The 18,966-nt window shown below is 57.6% G+C and carries 20 protein-coding genes; 12 read left to right on the top strand and 8 right to left on the bottom strand.

Annotated features, from left to right (window positions below; genetic code table 11):
• Nucleotides 1-85 precede the first annotated feature (85 nt).
• The 7 genes from potG to L6R44_RS09130 all read left to right on the top strand — a co-directional run bounded on the left by potG (nucleotide 86) and on the right by L6R44_RS09130 (nucleotide 7,045).
• On the top strand, nucleotides 86-1,219 hold the full coding sequence (gene potG, locus L6R44_RS09160) for a putrescine ABC transporter ATP-binding subunit PotG (protein ID WP_021240929.1): 1,134 nt from the start codon (nucleotides 86-88) through the stop codon (nucleotides 1,217-1,219).
• A 9-nt stretch (nucleotides 1,220-1,228) separates the two neighbouring features.
• Nucleotides 1,229-2,182 carry a putrescine ABC transporter permease PotH gene (potH, locus tag L6R44_RS09155; protein WP_032639155.1) on the top strand — a complete coding sequence of 318 codons (954 nt, stop codon included), beginning with the start codon at nucleotides 1,229-1,231 and terminating at the stop codon, nucleotides 2,180-2,182.
• Nucleotides 2,179-3,024, top strand: a complete 846-nt coding sequence (gene potI, locus L6R44_RS09150; RefSeq protein ID WP_008503447.1) for a putrescine ABC transporter permease PotI — start codon at nucleotides 2,179-2,181, stop codon at nucleotides 3,022-3,024. The genes potH and potI overlap by 4 nt, the downstream gene beginning before the upstream one ends.
• A 65-nt stretch (nucleotides 3,025-3,089) precedes the next feature.
• Nucleotides 3,090-3,563 carry a YbjO family protein gene (locus tag L6R44_RS09145; RefSeq protein ID WP_032639156.1) on the top strand — a complete coding sequence of 158 codons (474 nt, stop codon included), beginning with the start codon at nucleotides 3,090-3,092 and terminating at the stop codon, nucleotides 3,561-3,563.
• Between the two features lie 40 nt (nucleotides 3,564-3,603).
• The gene (gene rlmC, locus L6R44_RS09140; RefSeq protein WP_237423951.1) at nucleotides 3,604-4,734 is read left to right on the top strand and encodes a 23S rRNA (uracil(747)-C(5))-methyltransferase RlmC; all 1,131 of its coding nucleotides are present in this window, start codon (nucleotides 3,604-3,606) and stop codon (nucleotides 4,732-4,734) included.
• 150 nt (nucleotides 4,735-4,884) lie between these two features.
• Nucleotides 4,885-5,592 carry a response regulator transcription factor gene (locus tag L6R44_RS09135; protein WP_032639158.1) on the top strand — a complete coding sequence of 236 codons (708 nt, stop codon included), beginning with the start codon at nucleotides 4,885-4,887 and terminating at the stop codon, nucleotides 5,590-5,592.
• Nucleotides 5,576-7,045 (top strand): sensor histidine kinase, encoded by a 1,470-nt coding sequence (locus L6R44_RS09130; protein WP_237423950.1) that lies wholly within the window; start codon nucleotides 5,576-5,578, stop codon nucleotides 7,043-7,045. Before L6R44_RS09135 ends, L6R44_RS09130 begins: the two co-directional genes overlap by 17 nt.
• A gap of 79 nt (nucleotides 7,046-7,124) precedes the next feature.
• Here L6R44_RS09130 and artJ read toward each other — a convergent pair whose 3' ends face one another.
• The 6 genes from artJ to L6R44_RS09100 all read right to left on the bottom strand — a co-directional run bounded on the left by artJ (nucleotide 7,125) and on the right by L6R44_RS09100 (nucleotide 11,645).
• Nucleotides 7,125-7,856: an arginine ABC transporter substrate-binding protein ArtJ gene (gene artJ / locus L6R44_RS09125; protein WP_033145047.1), complete on the bottom strand. Its 732-nt coding sequence runs from the start codon at nucleotides 7,854-7,856 to the stop codon at nucleotides 7,125-7,127.
• A 173-nt stretch (nucleotides 7,857-8,029) separates the two neighbouring features.
• Nucleotides 8,030-8,698 carry an arginine ABC transporter permease ArtM gene (gene artM / locus L6R44_RS09120; RefSeq protein ID WP_023310940.1) on the bottom strand — a complete coding sequence of 223 codons (669 nt, stop codon included), beginning with the start codon at nucleotides 8,696-8,698 and terminating at the stop codon, nucleotides 8,030-8,032.
• Nucleotides 8,698-9,414, bottom strand: coding sequence for an arginine ABC transporter permease ArtQ (gene artQ, locus L6R44_RS09115; protein ID WP_045327345.1), 717 nt, complete (start codon nucleotides 9,412-9,414; stop codon nucleotides 8,698-8,700). Before artQ ends, artM begins: the two co-directional genes overlap by 1 nt.
• Nucleotides 9,415-9,420: 6 nt before the next feature.
• Complete coding sequence (gene artI / locus L6R44_RS09110) at nucleotides 9,421-10,152, bottom strand: arginine ABC transporter substrate-binding protein ArtI (RefSeq protein ID WP_008500032.1); 732 nt, start codon at nucleotides 10,150-10,152, stop codon at nucleotides 9,421-9,423.
• Between the two features lie 19 nt (nucleotides 10,153-10,171).
• Nucleotides 10,172-10,900, bottom strand: a complete 729-nt coding sequence (gene artP, locus L6R44_RS09105; RefSeq protein WP_237423949.1) for an arginine ABC transporter ATP-binding protein ArtP — start codon at nucleotides 10,898-10,900, stop codon at nucleotides 10,172-10,174.
• 226 nt (nucleotides 10,901-11,126) lie between these two features.
• Entirely contained in the window at nucleotides 11,127-11,645 is a 519-nt protein-coding gene (locus tag L6R44_RS09100) for a lipoprotein (protein ID WP_021240920.1), read from the bottom strand.
• A 97-nt stretch (nucleotides 11,646-11,742) separates the two neighbouring features.
• Between L6R44_RS09100 and L6R44_RS09095 the strand changes: the two genes are divergently transcribed.
• The 3 genes from L6R44_RS09095 (at nucleotide 11,743) to L6R44_RS09085 (ending at nucleotide 13,791) form a co-directional block, all read left to right on the top strand.
• Entirely contained in the window at nucleotides 11,743-12,066 is a 324-nt protein-coding gene (locus L6R44_RS09095) for a heavy metal-binding domain-containing protein (protein WP_023310944.1), read from the top strand.
• Nucleotides 12,063-12,893, top strand: coding sequence for an N-acetylmuramoyl-L-alanine amidase (locus tag L6R44_RS09090; RefSeq protein ID WP_237423948.1), 831 nt, complete (start codon nucleotides 12,063-12,065; stop codon nucleotides 12,891-12,893). Before L6R44_RS09095 ends, L6R44_RS09090 begins: the two co-directional genes overlap by 4 nt.
• Before the next feature lie 274 nt (nucleotides 12,894-13,167).
• On the top strand, nucleotides 13,168-13,791 hold the full coding sequence (locus L6R44_RS09085) for a helix-turn-helix domain-containing protein (protein ID WP_237423947.1): 624 nt from the start codon (nucleotides 13,168-13,170) through the stop codon (nucleotides 13,789-13,791).
• On the opposite strand, the gene L6R44_RS09080 is transcribed toward L6R44_RS09085, so the two are convergent.
• Together L6R44_RS09080 and L6R44_RS09075 are read right to left on the bottom strand one after the other, a co-directional pair.
• The gene (locus L6R44_RS09080) at nucleotides 13,792-14,424 is read right to left on the bottom strand and encodes a hypothetical protein (RefSeq protein WP_237423946.1); all 633 of its coding nucleotides are present in this window, start codon (nucleotides 14,422-14,424) and stop codon (nucleotides 13,792-13,794) included.
• The gene (locus tag L6R44_RS09075) at nucleotides 14,424-15,989 is read right to left on the bottom strand and encodes a peptidoglycan-binding protein (protein WP_237423945.1); all 1,566 of its coding nucleotides are present in this window, start codon (nucleotides 15,987-15,989) and stop codon (nucleotides 14,424-14,426) included. Before L6R44_RS09075 ends, L6R44_RS09080 begins: the two co-directional genes overlap by 1 nt.
• Before the next feature lie 300 nt (nucleotides 15,990-16,289).
• On the opposite strand from L6R44_RS09075, the gene gspC reads away from it, so the two are divergent.
• Together gspC and gspD are read left to right on the top strand one after the other, a co-directional pair.
• The gene (gene gspC / locus L6R44_RS09070; protein WP_080283020.1) at nucleotides 16,290-17,021 is read left to right on the top strand and encodes a type II secretion system protein GspC; all 732 of its coding nucleotides are present in this window, start codon (nucleotides 16,290-16,292) and stop codon (nucleotides 17,019-17,021) included.
• A gap of 13 nt (nucleotides 17,022-17,034) precedes the next feature.
• Nucleotides 17,035-18,966 (top strand): type II secretion system secretin GspD, encoded by a 1,932-nt coding sequence (gene gspD, locus L6R44_RS09065; protein ID WP_237423944.1) that lies wholly within the window; start codon nucleotides 17,035-17,037, stop codon nucleotides 18,964-18,966.

The raw sequence follows: 18,966 nt of genomic DNA, 5'->3' as shown, positions 1-18,966 counted from the left end.
CCGGGCAAGCGAAGCGCCCCCCGGCAACAGGCGCACCGTTCTGGTGCGCCTGCACCATGATTTGATCTCTACCGGAGAACACCCCGTGAATGACGCGATCCCCCGCCCGCAGGCGAAAGTCCGTAAAGCGCTGACCCCGCTTCTTGAAATTCGTAACCTCACCAAATCTTTCGATGGCCAGCATGCCGTGGACGACGTCAGCCTGACTATCTATAAAGGCGAAATATTCGCGCTACTGGGCGCATCGGGCTGCGGCAAATCGACCCTGCTGCGCATGCTGGCCGGTTTTGAACAGCCGACCGCCGGGCAGATCGTGCTCGACGGCGTGGATCTCTCCAGCGTGCCGCCGTATCAGCGCCCGATCAACATGATGTTCCAGTCCTACGCGCTGTTCCCGCACATGACGGTGGAGCAGAACATCGCCTTTGGCCTGAAGCAGGACAAGCTGCCGAAGGCCGAAATTACCGCACGCGTGGCCGAGATGCTGAGCCTGGTGCACATGCAGGAGTTTGCGAAGCGTAAGCCGCACCAGCTCTCCGGCGGCCAGCGCCAGCGCGTGGCTCTGGCCCGCAGCCTGGCAAAACGCCCGAAGCTGCTGCTGCTCGACGAGCCGATGGGCGCGCTGGACAAAAAGCTGCGCGACCGTATGCAGCTTGAAGTGGTGGATATCCTCGAGCGCGTGGGGGTGACCTGCGTAATGGTGACCCACGACCAGGAAGAGGCGATGACCATGGCCGGACGTATCGCGATCATGAACCGCGGTAAATTCGTGCAGATTGGCGAGCCGGAAGAGATTTATGAGCATCCGACCACCCGCTACAGCGCGGAGTTCATCGGCTCGGTTAACGTCTTCGAAGGGCTGCTGAAAGATCGTCAGGAAGATGGCCTGGTCATCGAATCGCCGGGTCTGCAGCATCCGCTTAAGGTCGATCCTGATAACTCGGTGGTGGATAACGTGCCGGTCTACGTCGCGCTGCGGCCGGAGAAGATCATGCTCTGCGAGGATCCGCCTGCCGATGGCTATAACTTTGCCGTGGGCGAAGTGGTGCACATTGCCTATCTGGGCGATCTGTCCATCTATCACGTGCGCCTGAAAAGCGGACAGATGCTCAGCGCCCAGCTGCAAAACGAACACCGCTATCGCAAGGGGCAGCCAACATGGGGCGACGAAGTACGCCTGTGCTGGGATGCTGACAGTTGCGTCGTGCTGACGGTATAAGGGGCGATCATGAGTACACTTGAACCTCCAGCCCGCGTAGAAAAAGCGGGCGGCGTTGCCAGCTGGCTGACGCGCATGCAGATGAAGCACGGCCGCAAGCTGGTGATCGCCATGCCTTACGTGTGGCTGGTCCTGCTGTTCCTGCTGCCGTTCCTGATTGTTTTCAAGATAAGCCTGGCGGAAATGGCGCGGGCGATCCCGCCCTACACCAACCTGCTGGACTGGGCCGACGGGCAGCTGACGCTGACCTTAAACCTGGGTAACTTCCTGCAGCTGACGGACGACCCGCTCTATTTCGAAGCCTATCTGCAGTCGCTTCAGGTGGCGGCGATTTCGACGCTCTGCTGTCTGGCGATGGGCTACCCGCTGGCGTGGGCCGTGGCGCACAGCAAGCCGTCGACGCGTAACATCCTGCTGCTGCTGGTGATCCTGCCGTCGTGGACCTCGTTCCTGATCCGCGTTTACGCGTGGATGGGGATCCTGAAAAACAACGGCGTGCTCAACAACTTTCTGATGTGGCTAGGCGTTATCGATCAGCCGCTGACGATCCTGCACACCAACCTCGCGGTCTATATCGGCATTGTGTACGCCTATCTGCCGTTTATGGTGCTGCCGATCTACACGGCGCTGACGCGGATTGACTATTCGCTGGTGGAAGCGTCGCTCGATCTTGGGGCGCGTCCGCTGAAAACCTTTTTCAGCGTCATTGTCCCGCTCACGAAAGGCGGGATTATTGCCGGGTCAATGCTGGTCTTTATTCCGGCGGTAGGGGAGTTTGTGATCCCGGAACTGCTCGGCGGCCCGGACAGCATCATGATTGGCCGCGTGCTGTGGCAGGAGTTCTTCAATAACCGCGACTGGCCGGTGGCGTCGGCGGTGGCGATCGTGATGTTGCTGCTGCTGATCGTGCCGATCATGTGGTTCCACAAGCATCAGCAGAAACAGATGGGAGATCGCGGATGAACAACCTACCGGTAGTACGCTCCCCGTGGCGAATCGCGATCCTGGTTATCGGCTTTACCTTCCTGTATGCGCCGATGCTGATGCTGGTGATCTACTCCTTCAACAGCTCTAAGCTGGTAACGGTCTGGGCGGGCTGGTCGACGCGCTGGTACAGCGAGCTGTTCCACGACGATGCGATGATGAGCGCGGTGGGGCTGAGCCTCACCATTGCGGCGCTGGCGGCGACCATGGCGTCCGTGCTGGGCACGATCGCCGCGCTGGTGATGGTGCGCTTCGGGCGTTTTCGCGGCTCGAACGGGTTCGCCTTTATGATTACCGCCCCGCTGGTCATGCCGGACGTGATCACCGGTCTCGCGCTGCTGCTGCTGTTCGTGGCCCTGGCGCACGCCATCGGCTGGCCGGCGGATCGCGGCATGCTCACCATCTGGCTGGCGCACGTCACCTTCTGTACCGCCTATGTCGCGGTGGTGATCGCCTCGCGCCTGCGCGAGCTGGATCGCTCCATTGAAGAGGCGGCGATGGATCTCGGCGCGACGCCGCTGAAGGTCTTTTTCATCATCACGCTGCCGATGATTATGCCGGCGGTGATCTCCGGCTGGCTGCTGGCGTTTACCCTGTCGCTGGACGATCTGGTTATCGCCAGCTTTGTCTCCGGCCCGGGGGCGACGACGCTGCCGATGCTGGTCTTCTCCAGCGTGCGCATGGGGGTCAACCCGGAGATTAACGCCCTGGCCTCTATCATCCTCGGCGTGGTCGGAATTGTCGGATTTATCGCCTGGTATTTGATGGCGCGCGCGGAAAAACAGCGCGTGCGCGATATCCAGCGTGCAAGACGCGGCTGAAGGATTTAAAATTTCCAGTGATGTGCCGCGCATGACGCGGCACTGTTTTTCAGGGAAGTAAAACATTGGGATTATTAAAAAAATCACGTATTACGCACGCGCGTCCTAACGTCCCTGCGCTGGTTCAGGTGGCGGCGCTCGCCATTATTATGATCCGCTGCCTGGACGTGCTGATGATTCTGAACACCCTGGGCGTGCGCGGCATCGGTGAATTCATTCACCGCAGCGTGCAGACGTGGAATCTGACGCTGGTCTTTCTGAGCAGCCTGGTGCTGGTCTTTATCGAAATCTACTGCGCGTTTTCGCTGGTCAAAGGGCGCAACTGGGCGCGCTGGGTCTATCTGCTGACGCAGGTGACCGCCGCCAGCTATCTGTGGGCCGCCTCGCTGGGATACGGCTATCCGGAGCTGTTCAGCATTGCAGGCGGATCCAAACGCGAAATCTTCCATGCGCTGGTCATGCAGAAATTGCCAGATATGCTGGTGCTCCTGCTGCTCTTTGCGCCAGCCTCAAGCCGGCGGTTCTTCCGTCTGCAATAATGTGTATAATCGCAGCCCTCGTTTTCCTTAAGGTTTTCATATGCAGTGCGCACTCTATGACGCCGGACGCTGCCGCTCCTGTCAGTGGATAGAACAGCCGGTCTCTCAACAACTCACCGCCAAAATGGCCGACCTGCAACAGCTGCTGGCAGCCCGCGCGGTGGGCGAATGGTGCGCGCCCGTCAGCGGCCCGGAAAAGGGTTTTCGCAACAAAGCCAAAATGGTGGTCAGCGGCAGCGTCGAAAAACCGCTGCTGGGGATGCTGCACCGCGACGGCACGCCGGAAGATTTAACCGACTGCCCGCTCTATCCTGCGTCGTTTGAACCCGTCTTTGCCGGGCTGAAACCGTTTATTGCGCGGGCAGGGTTAACGCCCTACAGCGTCGCCCGCAGGCGCGGCGAGCTGAAATACCTCCTGCTGACCGAAAGCCAGCAAGACGGCGGCATGATGCTGCGCTTCGTGCTGCGCTCCGAAACCAAGCTGGAACAGCTGCGCGCGGCGCTGCCGTGGCTGCAGGAACAGCTGCCGCAGCTTAAGGTTATTACCGCAAACATTCAGCCGGTGCATATGGCGATCATGGAGGGGGAGAAAGAGATCTTCTTCACCGACCAGCACGCGCTGGCCGAAAGCTTCAACGGCGTGCCGCTGTGGATCCGCCCGCAAAGCTTCTTCCAGACCAACCCGGCCGTCGCGAGCGCGTTATACGCCACCGCCCGCGACTGGGTGCGCGCGTTACGCGTTAATCATATGTGGGATCTGTTCTGCGGCGTCGGCGGCTTTGGGCTGCACTGCGCCACGCCGGAGATGCAGCTCACCGGCATTGAGATTTCTGCCGAAGCGATTGCCTGCGCGAAGCAGTCCGCCGCCGAGCTGGGGTTAACGAATCTGCACTTCCAGGCGCTCGACTCCACGCAGTTCGCCACCGGCCAGGGCAACGTGCCGGAGCTGGTGCTGGTCAACCCGCCGCGCCGCGGCATCGGCAACGCGCTTTGCGATTACCTGAGCCAGATGGCGCCGGAATACATCATCTATTCCAGCTGCAACGCGCAGACCATGGCGAAAGACATCGCCAGCCTGCCGGGCTATCGCGTTGAGCGCGTTCAGCTTTTCGATATGTTCCCGCATACCGCGCATTATGAAGTGCTGACGTTGTTGGTAAAAACGCGCTAATCCTTAACATCGCCCGGTGGCTCGGGTAGGCCGGGTAAGGCGCAGCCGCCACCCGGCATGAACCCCGCACAATGTTCAACAAAATGTGAACTCTTCATCCCGGCGAAATCAGGTAAGCTTACGTCATAAGAATTGAATGAAGGCTTACCCATGAAGCAGATCCTGCTGGTGGAAGACGACCACGATATCGCGGCGCTTCTGCGACTCAATTTAGAAGACGAAGGCTACGCCATCACCCACGAGCCCGACGGGGGCAACGCCCTGCAGCGCCTGGAAAAACAGCCGTGGGATGCGGTGATCCTCGACCTGATGCTGCCCAACGTTGACGGGCTGGAGATTTGCCGCCGCATCCGGCAGATGACGCGCTACCTGCCGGTCATCATCATCAGCGCCCGCAGCAGTGAAACCGACCGCATCACCGGGCTGGAAACCGGCGCCGATGACTATCTGGCTAAGCCGTTTTCGGTGCAGGAGCTGATTGCGCGCATCAAAGCGCTGTTCCGCCGTCAGCAGGCGATGGGGCAGGCGCAAACGGACGGGCACATTCAGGCCCACGGTCTGACCATCGATCCGCTGGCGCGCAGCGTGCTGCTCCACGGCCAGGTGGTGGATCTCACCCCGCGTGAATTTGAGCTGCTCTACTTTTTTGCCCGCCACCCGGGCGAGGTCTTTTCCCGTCTGGCGCTGCTGGAGCAGGTCTGGGGCTACCAGCACGAAGGCTATGAGCATACCGTCAACACCCACATCAACCGCCTGCGCATCAAGATAGAGAAGGACGCCGCCGAGCCGGAGATTATTCGCACCGTCTGGGGCAAGGGCTATAAATTTGCGGAGCCAAACCATGATGCGCCGTTTTAGCCTGAGCCAGCGCCTGACGCTGCTGTTCATCCTGCTGATGATGCTCTGCGCCGCCGTTGCCTGCGCGGTGCAGCTCTACACCAGCACGCAGTACGGCAACGCGATGGTGCAGCGGCTGTCTGGCGGACTTGCGCAGCAGATCGTCCAGCGGGAACCGATTCTGGACGCGCAGGGCCGGGTTGACCGAACGGCGCTCAAGCCGCTGTTTGACCGGCTGATGACCTTCAATCCGAGCGTTGAGCTGTACGTTGTCTCGCCCGACGGCGATATCCTGGCCGATGCCGCGCCGCCGGGCCATATTCAGCGGCAAAAAATCGACCTGGCACCGGTTCAAACCTTCCTGAGCGGCACCGCCATTCCGGTACTGGGCGACGATCCGCGCAGCCAGAATAAAAAGGTCTTCAGCGCCACGCCGCTTCGGCAGGACGGCGAGCTTAAGGGCTATCTGTATATTATTTTGCAGGGCGAGGAGTCGAACGCGCTGGCGGAAATGGCCTGGCACAGGGCGCTGTGGAGCACGGTGCTTTGGTCGCTGCTGTGGGTGGCGCTGTTTGGCCTGCTGGCGGGCCTGCTGGTCTGGTACTGGGTCACGCGCCCGGTTAAACGTCTGACGGAAGAGGTTGCCGGGCTGGAGCAGGACAGCATTAGCGCAATCAGGCTGCTGGCTGCAGAGCCGCCGGAAGACGCGGCAAATGACGAAGTGGCGCGCCTGCGCAACAGCTTTATCGAGCTGGCGCGCAAAATCACCCAGCAGTGGGATCGGCTGGCCGACAGCGATCGCCAGCGCCGGGAGTTTATCGCCAATATTTCGCACGATCTCCGCACGCCGCTGACCTCGCTGCTGGGCTACCTGGAAACCCTGTCGCTCAAGTCCGCGACCCTGACGCCGCAGGAGCACCAGCAGTATCTCGCCACCGCCCTGCGTCAGGGGCAAAAGGTGCGCCATCTTTCACAGCAGCTGTTTGAGCTGGCGCGCCTTGAGCACGGCGGCATCAAGCCTCAGCGAGAGCGTTTCGCGATGGGGGAGCTGATCTCCGACGTGGCGCAGAAGTTTGAGCTTACCGCCCGCACGCGCGAGGTGAATTTGCATATTGACGTGCCGGGACCGCTGCCGCTGGTCAACGCCGACGTGTCGATGATCGAGCGCGTGGTGACTAACCTGCTCGATAACGCGATGCGCCATACGCCGACCGGCGGGGAAATTCGCCTGGCGGTCTGGCAGGAGAATGAACGGCTTCAGGTTGAAGTGGCCGACAGCGGTACGGGCGTGGATGCCTCGCTGCGCGACGATCTGTTCCAGCGGCCTTCGGCGCTGAATACCCAGGCCTCGCGGGAGAACCGCGGCGGGTTAGGGCTGTTAATCGTTAAGCGAATGCTGGAGCTGCACGGGGGGGGGATCAGGCTGATGGAGTCGGTGAGCGGGGCGCGGTTCAGATTCTTTGTGCCGCTTTAAGAAATTGCCGGGTGGCGGCTTCGCCTTACCCGGCCTACAGATTACCACCCCCGTAGGCCGAATCACCCGGCAAAAAACGTTACTGCGGGAACCACTGGTCGCTGATTTTCTGATACGTACCGTCCGCTTTAATCGCCTTCAGCGCGCCGTTCAGTTTTTCCAGCAGGGCTTTGTTATCCGGACGTACCGCGATGCCGAGGCCCGTGCCGAAGTACTGCGGATCGGTCACTTTTTCCGTTGCCGTGCCGAGCTGCGGGTTGGTTTTCAGCCACTCGTTCACCACCGCGGTGTCGCCGAAGACGCCGTCGATACGGCCATTTTTCAGGTCGATAATCGCGTTCTGGTAGCTGTCATAGGCCACGGTTTTCACTTCAGGATGTTTGTCCTGGAGGTATTTCTGGTGCGTGGTGCCGTTTTCCATCCCGATGCGTTTGCCTTTCAGCTGGTCGAAAGAGGTATAAGCGCCTTTCTTCGCAATCACTACCGCCGAGTTGGCATAGTACGGGTCGGTGAATGCCACCTGCTTGCTGCGCTCCGGCGTGATGTCCATCCCGGAGATCACCGCGTCATATTTTTTGAACTTCAGCGACGGGATCAGGCTGTCGAAGGCATGGTTGGTAAAGGTGCAGTCGGCCTGCATCTGTTTGCACAGGGCTTTCGCCAGGTCAATGTCGAAACCCACGATCTGGTTGCTGGCATCCAGCGATTCAAACGGCGGATAGGTGGCGGACACGCCAAAATTGATTTTATCCGCAGCGGATGCGCCAGCGGCGAAGGTTGCCAGTAATGCGGCCAGAACTAACTTTTTCATTGTAATGCTCCCGTCTGTCTTATTGATGCGCCGTGTCTGCGGCATGGATGTACAATGCCAGTTAATGAATTTGTATGCAATAAAAATGATTAAATAGTGTGTTTGTTGCAAAAAAAAGCGGATAACCCATCAGGTTACCCGCTTTATAAATACCGTTTTATGCATTCGCGTGGTTAATTTCTGCGCTCAAACGCCAACGCTTTACGCTCAATCAAACGCATCATCAGCGTCAGCAGACCGTTCACTACCAGATACACCACGCCCGCCGCGCCAAACACCATCACGTCATAGGTGCGCCCGTACAGCAGCTGCCCGTGGCCCATCACCTCCATCAGGGTGATAGTGTAGGCCAGGGAGGTACTTTTGAACACCAGCACCACTTCGTTGGAGTAAGAGGAGAGCGCGCGCTTAAAGGCGTACGGCAGCAGGATCGCCAGCGTGTCCTTCTTGCTCATGCCGAGCGCCCCGCAGGACTGCCACTGGCCTTCCGGAATGGCGCGGATCGCCCCGTAAAACAGCTGGGTGGTATAGGCCGCGCTGTTCAGGGAAAGGGCTATCAGGGCGCACAGCCACGGCTCAGAGAGCAGGTGCCAGATAACCGGATACTCCTGCAGCGACGGGAACTGGCCCGGGCCGTAGTAAATCAGGAAGATCTGCACCAGCAGCGGCGTACCGGTAAACAGGGTGATGTAGCCGCGCACAATCCACACCAGCACCGGCGTTTTCAGCGTCAGGATGATGGTGAAGATAAGGGCCAGGATCAGCGCCACGATGATGGACGCCACGGTCAGCGTCAGGCTGGTGTGCAGCCCTTTCATCAACTCGGGAAAGTATTCAAGCATCAGCCTGGTCTCCGTTCAAAGCGCGTCGCCCGCAGGTCAATACGCTTGAGGATGTACTGACTGAGCAACGTAATCACCAGGTAGATCGCCGCCGCCACAATGTACCAGGTGAAGGGCTCCTGGGTACGGGTGGCGATGCTTTTGGTTTGCAGCATCAAATCGTTAACGCTTATCAGGCTCACCAGCGCGGTATCCTTCAGCAGCACCAGCCACTGGTTGCCGAGGCCGGGCAGGGCATGACGCCACATCTGCGGCATCACCAGACGGAAGAAGATCGCCGATTTCGACAGTCCTAACGCCTGGCCCGATTCCCACTGCCCCTGCGGCACGGCCTTCAGCGCACCGCGCAGGGTTTGCGACGCGTACGCCGAGTAGAGCAGGGAGAGGGCAATCACGCCGCACAGGAACGGGCTGACGTCGAAGTTGTCAATCTGCATCTGCACCGGGATCTGCGCAAAGCCGAGATTGAGCGTGAAGCCGTCCGACAGCGTAAGCAGCAGCTGTGACGAGCCGAAATAGATAAACAGGACCACCAGAATTTCCGGTAGCCCACGCAGCACGGTGACCAGCGCGGAGCCTGCCCAGGCGACGGGGAACCATTTCGCGGATTCCCACACCGCAAAGAACATCGCCAGCACGAGGCCGATAATCAGCGCGCAAACGGCAAGGCCGACGGTCATCCCGGCGGCGCTTGCTAAAGGAAAAATTTCATTCATCAGGAATTACTTCTGGAACCATTTTTTGTAGATGGTTTCGTAGGTGCCGTCTTTCTTCACTTTTTCCAGCGCAGCGTTGAATTTCTGCTGCAGCTCGGTGTTGCCCTGACGAACGGCAATGCCCAGACCGGTACCGAAGTAGTCCTTATCGGTCACTTTGTCGCCCACCGGGGCCAGCTTGTCGTTGGCTTTCAGCCACTCGGTCACCACCGCGGTATCACCGAAAACGCCGTCGATACGGCCATTTTGCAGATCCAGCTTCGCGTTCTGGTAGCTGTCATACGGAACGGTGGTGATTTCCGGATGTTTATCCATGATGAATTTCTGGTGCGTGGTGCCGTTCTGCACGCCCACTTTTTTGCCTTTCAGCTGATCGACAGAGGTGAATTTCCCTTTCTGACCAATGAACAGGGCGGAGTTGTCGTAGTAAGGGGTGGTGAACAGCACCTGCTTTTCACGCTCTGGGGTGATGTCCATACCGGCCATCACGGCGTCGATACGGCGGAACTTCAGGCTTGGGATCAGGCTGTCGAACGCCTGGTTGCTGAAGGTACAGGTCGCATCGATCTCTTTACACAGGGCGTTCGCCAGGTCCACGTCGAAGCCCACAATTTTATTGTTCGCATCAATCGACTCAAACGGAGGGTAGGACGCTTCCGTGGCGAAACGAATGGTCTGGGCTGCGGTAGCAGAAAGGGTAACGCCAGCGAGCAGCACGGCAAGTAATACTTTTTTCATTATATTTCCCCTGACACAATCAATGAGATAAATAGTTTTTGAAGGCATCGGTTTGCGGGTTTGCGAAGCAGCTCGCATCACCTTGCTCGACGATATAGCCGTTTTCCATGTACACCACGCGGCTGGCGGTTTTACGCGCTACTTCCACTTCGTGGGTGACGATAACCTGCGTAATGTTGGTTTCCGCCAGCTCGCGAATGATGCTGACGATCTGGGCGGTGATCTCCGGGTCCAGCGCTGCGGTCGGTTCATCAAACAGCAGAACGGCGGGCTCCATCATCAGCGCGCGGGCAATGGCGACGCGCTGCTGCTGACCGCCGGAAAGGTGCAGCGGATAGCGGTCGCTGTAGGGCTTAAGGCGCAGACGATCCAGCAGCTTGTCGGCACGGGCAATCGCCTGATTCTTGCTTAACCCCAGCACGCGGCACGGCGCTTCAATCAGGTTTTGCAGGACGGTCAGATGCGGCCAGAGATTGTATTGCTGGAAGACCATGCCGACGTTTTGACGCAGTTCACGAATCGCTTTATCAGACGGCGTCTTTGCGAAATCAAAATGGTTACCGGCAATCGCCAGCGTACCCGAGCGGGGCATTTCAAGCAGATTAAGGACGCGCAGAAGGGAGCTTTTGCCTGCACCGCTTGGGCCAAGCAAAACCAGCGTTTCGCCTTCCGGGCAGTTCAGCGTGATGTCAAACAGCGCCTGGTGTGCGCCGTAGAAGCAGTTAATGCCGTTTAGTTTAATACTCATCGGGGCAGTCTTTACTCATCCAGGCAATCTATAGCAATTGAGGCCGCAGATAGTACCGTTGACAGAATAGTTATGCAATATTTCTGCGTTAAAAGTTAAATATAACCCGTGTTTCCTCTTAAACATAGCACAAAATAGCGACGGGCAAAGGCGGCGAGTATAAATGTCGGCATTCCGCAAGAAATGCCGGACATTTTACGGGGGTAACATTTTTATAACTGATGATTTAGCGGTTCTCAATGGACTGGCGAAGCGTGCCGGCCGGGGCATGAACGCTGCCGCCAACGTAGCGCACGTCGTCGACCGCCCAGCACTGTCCCTCACGGATCATCAGCACTTCATCCTGCCAGGTTTGGCTGCCCTGCGTCAGCTTCACGCGCAGCGGAATGTTTCGCGCATCGGTGTTCGGGATGGTTGATGCACTGGCCACCTCGGCGCTGTCCGGCAGCGTGGTACGGCTGGAGAACGGATCGGATTTCAGCAGCGCGTTGTGCTGCGGATCGCGGGTGGCGTCGTTAAGCAGTTTAGCCAGGCCATCGCTCAGGTACGGGCGCAAGCCGGTGAGGTCGTTGCTGCGGTGCTGAATGCGATAATCATAGAACTGCTGCGCCACGGCGTCCGGGCCGCCCTCAATGCAGGGGCCGCTGCGGGTACCGATATCCTTAAAGGCCGGCGTGACCGTGGTGGTACAGGCGCTGAGCACCAGCGCGCAGGGCACCAAAAGTGTTAAAGCTGAATAGCGCATGTTGATTTCCTTATTTATTAACTATCCTTTCAATCATAGCGTAACGAACCGATAATGCTGTGCCTAAGGCATTGAACGCTAAAGAAGGAGAGAAACCATGCAGTTTTCAACAACGCCAACCCTGGAAGGGCAGACAATAACCGAGTATTGCGGAGTGGTCACCGGCGAAGCGATTCTCGGTGCCAATATCTTCCGCGACTTTTTTGCCGGCATCCGCGATATCGTTGGCGGCCGCTCGGGCGCATACGAAAAAGAGCTGCGCAAAGCGCGCGAAATCGCGTTTAAGGAGCTTGGCGAGCAGGCGGAAGCCCTCGGCGCCGATGCGGTCGTGGGGATTGATATCGACTACGAAACGGTCGGAAAAGATGCCAGCATGCTGATGGTGAGCGTAAGCGGTACGGCGGTGAAAACCCTGCGATGAGGCGTTCGTTTGCCGCGCTTCTGCTGGCGCTGCTGCTGGCAGGATGCGCCACCGATAAAGGGATCGTCGACAAAGGCGCCTACGAGCTGGATACGCGTCATCAGGCGCAGGCGGCTTACCCGCGCATCAAGGTGCTGGTGATCCACTACACCGCGGACGATTTTGACAGCTCGCTGGCCACGCTGACGGATAAGAACGTCAGCTCTCACTATTTGATCCCGGCCAAGCCTCCGGCGCCGGACGGTAAGCCGCTCATCTGGCAACTGGTCCCCGAGAGCGAGCTGGCCTGGCATGCGGGCATCAGCTTCTGGCGCGGCACCAACCGGATAAACGATACGTCCGTCGGCATTGAGCTGGAGAACCGCGGCTGGCAAAAAGCGGCCGGGGTGAAGCACTTTACCCCGTTTGAGTCCGCGCAAATTGCGGCGCTGGTGCCCCTCGCCAAAGACATTATTACCCGCTACAACATCAGGCCCGAAAACGTGGTGGCCCATTCGGACATCGCCCCGCAGCGCAAAGACGATCCCGGCCCGCTGTTCCCGTGGCGAGAGCTTGCCCGGCAGGGCATTGGCGCATGGCCCGATCCGGCGCGCGTCGCGTTCTATATAAACGGGCGGCCGCGCTATCAGCAGGTGGACACCGGGGCATTGCTCGATCTCCTCGCGCGCTATGGCTATGAGGTGCCGGTTGACGGCACCCCGGCGCAGCAAAAGCGCGTCATCACGGCATTCCAGATGCATTTCCGGCCCGAGCGGTGGAACGGCGTCGCGGACGTTGAAACGATGGCCATTGCCGAAGCGCTTTTAGAGAAATACGGGCAGGGGTAATCCTTCGGATGCCCCCGAATGCGCCAGTTACCCCTAATCCCCTTGAGATTAATCTTAAGTACAAACTCAATTAATTTTTAGTTAATTGACTTAAAATTATCCGCATTTAAGATAGACACATAGCTTGCTAATTAATGCAGCAAATAAATATATCGCACTCTTTATTCATTTTTCTCCTTGAGCGTATCATCAGGAAAAATATTCTGCGGTTAAGGCATTTTTAGTGCTTTAGCCCTGCATTCTAAAAAATTTACATCTTAAATCGGGTATAACAATGTTAAGCATTTACGGTAAAAAATTACGTTCACAGGACGAAATGAATAGTATTATTTCTGCAACCGTCGGTTTTGAAGAGAAAACCTTAAAGAAATGGCAGAAAATATCCACGTCTGATTCACAATACATTCATATTATCGTCAGCGGCGAAGTTGAATTCCGACGCGAGTCCGACGAGCTGTGTATGTTCACCGTGACCGGCCAGTGTATTTTCGGCCTTTCCTCGATGTACTACAGCGCGACCCACATGTACGGCCTCGTTCGCGCCAATACCGTGGTGCGATCCATTAAAAAAGAGACCTTCGCACAGCTGATGACGGATAACAATCTGTGGCCTCAGTTAACCAAAGTTCTCTCCTGGTATATCTGCATGTTGAGCAAACGTGACGATGTTCTGGTTGCCCGCAGCGCTTATTCTGTGGTGCGTGAATTTTTATATGAGATCAACGACCTGATTGTTCATCACCAACGCGATATTAACGTTTATGATTATATTCAGGAGTACACCAACCTGGCCCGCAGCACCATCATTAAAATTCTCTCCGATCTGAAAAAAGGTCAATATATCGTTGTGGAAAAGGGTCGACTCCTTAACCTCACCACGTTGCCAGAAAAATATTAACTATTCCAGCCGGTCTCCTTTCTCACTTAAAGGAGACCGGGGATCCACTTTATGCACCACCTCTTTCTGCGAATGATCCTGCGTTTCGTCCACGGGCGGCGCGGGAATTTTGCCCTGCGCATAATCCTGCTCTTGCTCTTTTAATGCCTGCTTTAATAACTCGCTTAATGAGGCATCGTCAGTTCCAGCACTGCTGGAGGACGCCTCGTGCGCTTCGGTGCCGGGCAAGGTGTCGCGGGACGTATCATGCGGCACGTCGCCGTCAGGTGCCTGCTGCCAGTCGGCATCATCACTGTTAAGCGGCAGATCCTGCATAGCCGGAACATCCGCCTGCACCGGCGCGGGTTTTGGCTGCGGATGGGGATGCGGGAACGGCTTGCTCACATACACATAGTGCATATCTGAAAGCTGCGTTTCCGGCTTCGCGACGCTGGCTTTGACCGGTTCCGGCGCCGGATGGCGCAGGTTCCAGTAAATATGCGCGTACAGCCCTGCGAATATCACGGCGCACAGGCCCAGCGTGACCAAAAGAGCATGACTGACGATGTTTCTCAGACGGGGAAGGCGGTATGCAAACCAGACCGCCTCGCCGGTGGTGTAGCTGCGCTGAGCCGCAAGACAGATGGTAGACATCAGGAATGTTTCTCCTGCTTTTTCGCATCCGGCGTGGAATGCGAGGCTTGTATTAATACGCTCGGCGTGGAATGGGTTTCACGCATTAACTGCATCAGCGTATCTTCACCGGGAATGCCATCCACGTGCAGATGCTTTTCTTGCTGGAATTCACGGGTGCGTTTCATCATCTCCGCCGTCCAGGTCTGCGCATGGGTTTCCGGCTGGCTGAGGGCCAGGCTCAGCTGCTGGTCGAGCCAGGTCATGTCTTTCGCGTCGCTGGCGGCCGTGATCGCATCTTTGCCGTCCGGCGTCAGGCGGTGCAGCTGGGTATAGTTTCCGGTGGCATGCTGGTTAAACCAGCTGCGGCTTACCTGCCAGGTGCGGTTATTCATCAGCAGGTCGAGTGAATTATCCCCGACGCGGGCGACGACGGCATAGTTAAGGTGGTTACCGGTTTTCAGCTCGCTGACCCACGGATAACCCTCCTGCGCCAGCGCGTCCGGTGTGGCGCTACCCTGCTTACACATCAGGTTTACCTTCGCGGCGTTTTGACACAGGGCATCGTCCGCCGAGGCGTCATACCCCCACATCAGGTAGAGCTGATGCATCGCATCCGGCTGATTCACCATCTCGTTGTCAATAGCCGGCACCACCGGCGCCTCAGCTTTTGGCGTCTGCTGTTTCCAGCTGACGGGCACCGGCAGTTGAACAGGCAGCCTTGCGGTGATGGACGAGGTTAAATACCAGCCGCAGGCGGCGAACAGCACGGAGGCAAAAAGCCCTACGGTAGCCAGGCGCGTGCCGCGTTTTTTCGCGGGCAGGATCTCGCCGGAGGCCAGCCGTAAATGACGGGGGCTGACCTGGGCTGCGCGTTCGGTCCAGGCGGCCAGCATCGACAGGTGCGCCAGCTCATTTAGCTTGCTGATATTCCCTTTGGTCAGCGCATGCATTTTACGCACGCGCGCCGGGGTGAGCGGAACGCTCTCGCACCCGTGCTCTTCACACTGCGCCTGCACGTAGCTGAGAGACTCCCGGCAGGTGAGGGGGCGCAGGGTGTGGCGGGTATGCGCATATTCACGCAGTTCAGGCTGCTGCATCAGGACGGCGTCCCGATCTGCGGCACCCATCAATACGATGGCCAGGCGAAACTCCCGCTCCTGCGCGCGCGTCAGCAGCATCGCCAGCACGTCCCGACAGGTGTCCTTCATGGCTTCGGCATGGGTAATCACCAGCACTTTCGTCCGGGCTTTCTCCCCTTGCCACTGATGCAATACGGCATCCACCGCCTGGAGACGGTTCTTGCTCTCTTTCGTTCCCGGGTTGAGTTTGTACAGCAGGCTACTGGCACTCAGTTTCGGAAACGCGTTGACGGCAAGCGCGCCAGGATTCGCGGATTTCAGAGCATCGCTGAACTGGCCCAGAAGCGGGGCATCGTTGGAAAAGAGCCCGGTAATCCCCGCCTGTTGGGTCTTCTCTTTCAGCAGGTTGAACACGTCCTGATGATAAGGCACCAGAAAATCACCGGATAACCGGGTGATTTTCCGAAAGGGCGGATTTTTAAAATTAAAGTGGCTCTGATACATAACGACTTACCGTCTCTGATTAGGAATAGCAACAGGACGAGAAAGTAAAGCAACGCTATAGGGTGGTCAATTTGCGCACTGGGTAAAAATATCCTGCTGGCGAGGCCTAACATCTGGATTTTATACGGTCAATATTTTTCTGTATGAAAGTTAGCGGCAAAGTCAGTGGTTGTTTTTGCGGCCGGAAATTACTCTTTGCTCACATATTGGCGCAGCACGACGCTGCTTATTATTGCTTTATTAAAGGCCAGATGAAAAATGAGGTTCTCATTTCTGTCACGGTGGGTCACGCCTTGCATGCTGTTTGTGCTGTTAATTTTTTGCGGCCAGCAAGGGTATCTGACGTTCAAAGATTATAAAAAAGTTACGAATAAGTTGGCTAATTCTGACGCGCAGCCGCTGAAAAAACGTCGTGACGAAAAGACATTCACCCTCTTCACGGCGGCGGTACGCCAGGACAACCCGGCAGCGGCGGTAAAAACCCCGCTGGCCGCGGAGATCGAAGGCATCGTGCGCAGCGATGATGCCTGGCTTTCGTTCGCCGTTATCAAAACGCCGGGCGGTCAGAAGAGCTACCGCGAAGGCGAGCCGCTGGTCGGCTTTAACGATGCTTTTATCCAGGAAATTAATAAAGACAGTGTGGTGGTTAATTACGAAGGTGCTACGCAGGTACTGGCGTTAAATAAGCCGGATTATTTTAAGGGCGGCGTTGACAGCGGCCCGGTAACCAAATCGACGAAAGATGCAGGCGCGGAAAGCGTGCATCTGGATGATTATCTGGTGTTAAAACCCGTGATCGAAAAAGGCCAGCTGGAAGGCTACAACATTAATCCAAGGAATGCCTCCGCGTTCTTCAGCCATACAGGGCTGGAAAAAGGGGACGTGGCGGTAAAAGTAAACTCTGTCGATATGACCGACGAGGCAAAGGCAAAAAGTATTATTGCTAACTGGTCGAAAATGAAAGAAGCGGAGGTCGTCGTCAGACGTCACGCTCACCTTGAAAATATTCGGGTTAATGTTTTAAACAATTAACAAGTGTACAGCCATGAAGAAATTTCCTTGGGCGTGCGTGGCGCTGACCGCATTGTCGTTATATTCAGGTTCGCTGTTCGCAGCGAACTTTAGCGCGAGCTTTAAAAATACCGATATCCGCGAGTTTATCGATACGGTAGGTCGCAATCTTAATAAAACCATTCTCGTCGACCCGTCCGTTCAGGGCACGGTGTCGGTGCGAACCTACAACGTGCTGACGGAAGATGAATATTATCAGTTCTTCCTGAGCGTGCTGGATCTGTACGGCCTGTCGGTGATCCCGATGGACAACGGCATGGTGAAGGTGGTGCGTTCCAGCGTCGCCCGCACCGCCGGGGCGCCGCTGGCGGACAGCAGCAATCCGGGCAAAGGGGATGAAATCATCACCCGCGTCGTGCGCATGGAAAATGTGCCGGTGCGCGAGCTGGCCCCGCTGCTGCGCCAGCTCAACGACGCGACCGGCATCGGTAACGTGGTGCACTTTGAGCCGTCCAACGTGCTGCTGTTAACCGGCAAAGCCTCGGTGGTAAACCGCCTGGTGGACCTGGTTCAGCGCGTGGATAAAGACGGCGTTCAGCGCCGCGAAATTGTGCCGCTGCGCTTTGCCTCTGCCAAAGAGCTCTCTGACATGTTGAACAACCTCAACAACGAAGAGCAGAAAGGGCAGAACGCGCCGCAGCTGGCCACCAAAGTGGTGGCGGACGACGAAACCAACAGCCTGGTGATCAGCGGCTCGGAAGCGGCGCGCACCCGCACCCGCGCGCTGATCCATCAGCTGGATCGCGAGCAGAACAACGAGGGCAATACCCGCGTGTTCTACCTCAAATACGCCAGCGCCACCAAGGTGGTACCGGTGCTGACCGGGATTGGCGAACAGCTGAAAGACAAAGCGGGCGCGCCGAAGGCGAAAACCGCCACCGCCTCCAGCGATCTGAACATTACCGCCGACGAGTCAACCAACTCGCTGGTGATCACCGCGCAGCCAAACGTGATGAACTCCCTGGAGAAGGTGATCGATAAGCTCGATATTCGCCGTCCACAGGTGCTGGTGGAAGCCATCATCGCGGAGGTTCAGGACGGCAACGGCATGGATCTGGGCGTGCAGTGGACCAGCAAGCACGGCGGCGTCCAGTTCGGATCCACCGGACTGCCAATCAGCCAGGTCAAGAATGGCGCCATTAAGGGGCTGTCTTATACCGGCATGGCGACCGGCTTCTTTAACGGCGACTTCGGCGCGCTGATGACCGCGCTCTCCACGGGGTCCAAGAACGACATTCTCTCTACGCCAAGCGTGGTGACGCTGGACAACAAAGAGGCGTCGTTCAACGTCGGTCAGGACGTGCCGGTACTGTCCGGTTCGCAGACCACCAGCGGCGACAACGTCTTTAACTCCGTTGAGCGCAAGACGGTCGGTACCAAGCTGAAAATTGTGCCGCAGATTAACGACGGCGACATGATTCATCTCAAGATTGAGCAGGAAGTCTCCAGCGTGGACGCTAGCGCCACCGAAGACGCCAGCCTTGGCCCAACCTTCAACACCCGTACCATCAATAACGAAGTGATGGTGCACAGCGGTCAGACCGTGGTGCTGGGCGGCCTGATGGAAAACGTCACCAAAGAGACCGTCTCCAAGGTGCCGCTGCTGGGCGATATTCCGCTGGTGGGCCAGCTGTTCCGCTACACCTCGGAAGATACCTCCAAGCGTAACCTGATGGTGTTTATCCATACCACGGTGCTGCGCGACGACGATAACTACAGTGCGGCGTCGAAAGAGAAATATGACCAGATCCGCGCCCGCCAGCAGCAGCGCATGGAGGAGCAAAAGCTGGGCATCGTCTCAAACGGCAATAACCCGGTGATGCCAGCCTATCCGTCCGCGCCTGCCGCAGACGCGGTGCCGGTGAAAACCAGCGCGCCCGCAACGCGCAACCCGTTTAAAGAGTAG

This window comes from Enterobacter cloacae complex sp. ECC445 (assembly GCF_021892025.1).
In the GTDB taxonomy this organism is placed as follows: Bacteria; Pseudomonadota; Gammaproteobacteria; order Enterobacterales; family Enterobacteriaceae; genus Enterobacter; species Enterobacter chengduensis.
The sequence above is the reverse complement of the archived record's forward strand: the minus strand, read 5'-3'. Positions and strand labels throughout refer to the sequence as shown.

Bases quoted from the DNA above. Each gene is read 5' to 3' on its own strand.
- potH (WP_032639155.1), top strand. From the start codon at position 1,229: ATGAGTACACTTGAACCTCCAGCCCGCGTAGAAAAAGCGGGCGGCGTT.
- potI (WP_008503447.1), top strand. From the start codon at position 2,179: ATGAACAACCTACCGGTAGTACGCTCCCCGTGGCGAATCGCGATCCTG.
- rlmC (WP_237423951.1), top strand. From the start codon at position 3,604: ATGCAGTGCGCACTCTATGACGCCGGACGCTGCCGCTCCTGTCAGTGG.
- L6R44_RS09135 (WP_032639158.1), top strand. From the start codon at position 4,885: ATGAAGCAGATCCTGCTGGTGGAAGACGACCACGATATCGCGGCGCTT.
- L6R44_RS09130 (WP_237423950.1), top strand. From the start codon at position 5,576: ATGATGCGCCGTTTTAGCCTGAGCCAGCGCCTGACGCTGCTGTTCATC.
- artJ (WP_033145047.1), bottom strand. From the start codon at position 7,856: ATGAAAAAGTTAGTTCTGGCCGCATTACTGGCAACCTTCGCCGCTGGC.
- artM (WP_023310940.1), bottom strand. From the start codon at position 8,698: ATGCTTGAATACTTTCCCGAGTTGATGAAAGGGCTGCACACCAGCCTG.
- artQ (WP_045327345.1), bottom strand. From the start codon at position 9,414: ATGAATGAAATTTTTCCTTTAGCAAGCGCCGCCGGGATGACCGTCGGC.
- artI (WP_008500032.1), bottom strand. From the start codon at position 10,152: ATGAAAAAAGTATTACTTGCCGTGCTGCTCGCTGGCGTTACCCTTTCT.
- artP (WP_237423949.1), bottom strand. From the start codon at position 10,900: ATGAGTATTAAACTAAACGGCATTAACTGCTTCTACGGCGCACACCAG.
- L6R44_RS09100 (WP_021240920.1), bottom strand. From the start codon at position 11,645: ATGCGCTATTCAGCTTTAACACTTTTGGTGCCCTGCGCGCTGGTGCTC.
- L6R44_RS09095 (WP_023310944.1), top strand. From the start codon at position 11,743: ATGCAGTTTTCAACAACGCCAACCCTGGAAGGGCAGACAATAACCGAG.
- L6R44_RS09090 (WP_237423948.1), top strand. From the start codon at position 12,063: ATGAGGCGTTCGTTTGCCGCGCTTCTGCTGGCGCTGCTGCTGGCAGGA.
- L6R44_RS09085 (WP_237423947.1), top strand. From the start codon at position 13,168: ATGTTAAGCATTTACGGTAAAAAATTACGTTCACAGGACGAAATGAAT.
- L6R44_RS09080 (WP_237423946.1), bottom strand. From the start codon at position 14,424: ATGTCTACCATCTGTCTTGCGGCTCAGCGCAGCTACACCACCGGCGAG.
- L6R44_RS09075 (WP_237423945.1), bottom strand. From the start codon at position 15,989: ATGTATCAGAGCCACTTTAATTTTAAAAATCCGCCCTTTCGGAAAATC.
- gspD (WP_237423944.1), top strand. From the start codon at position 17,035: ATGAAGAAATTTCCTTGGGCGTGCGTGGCGCTGACCGCATTGTCGTTA.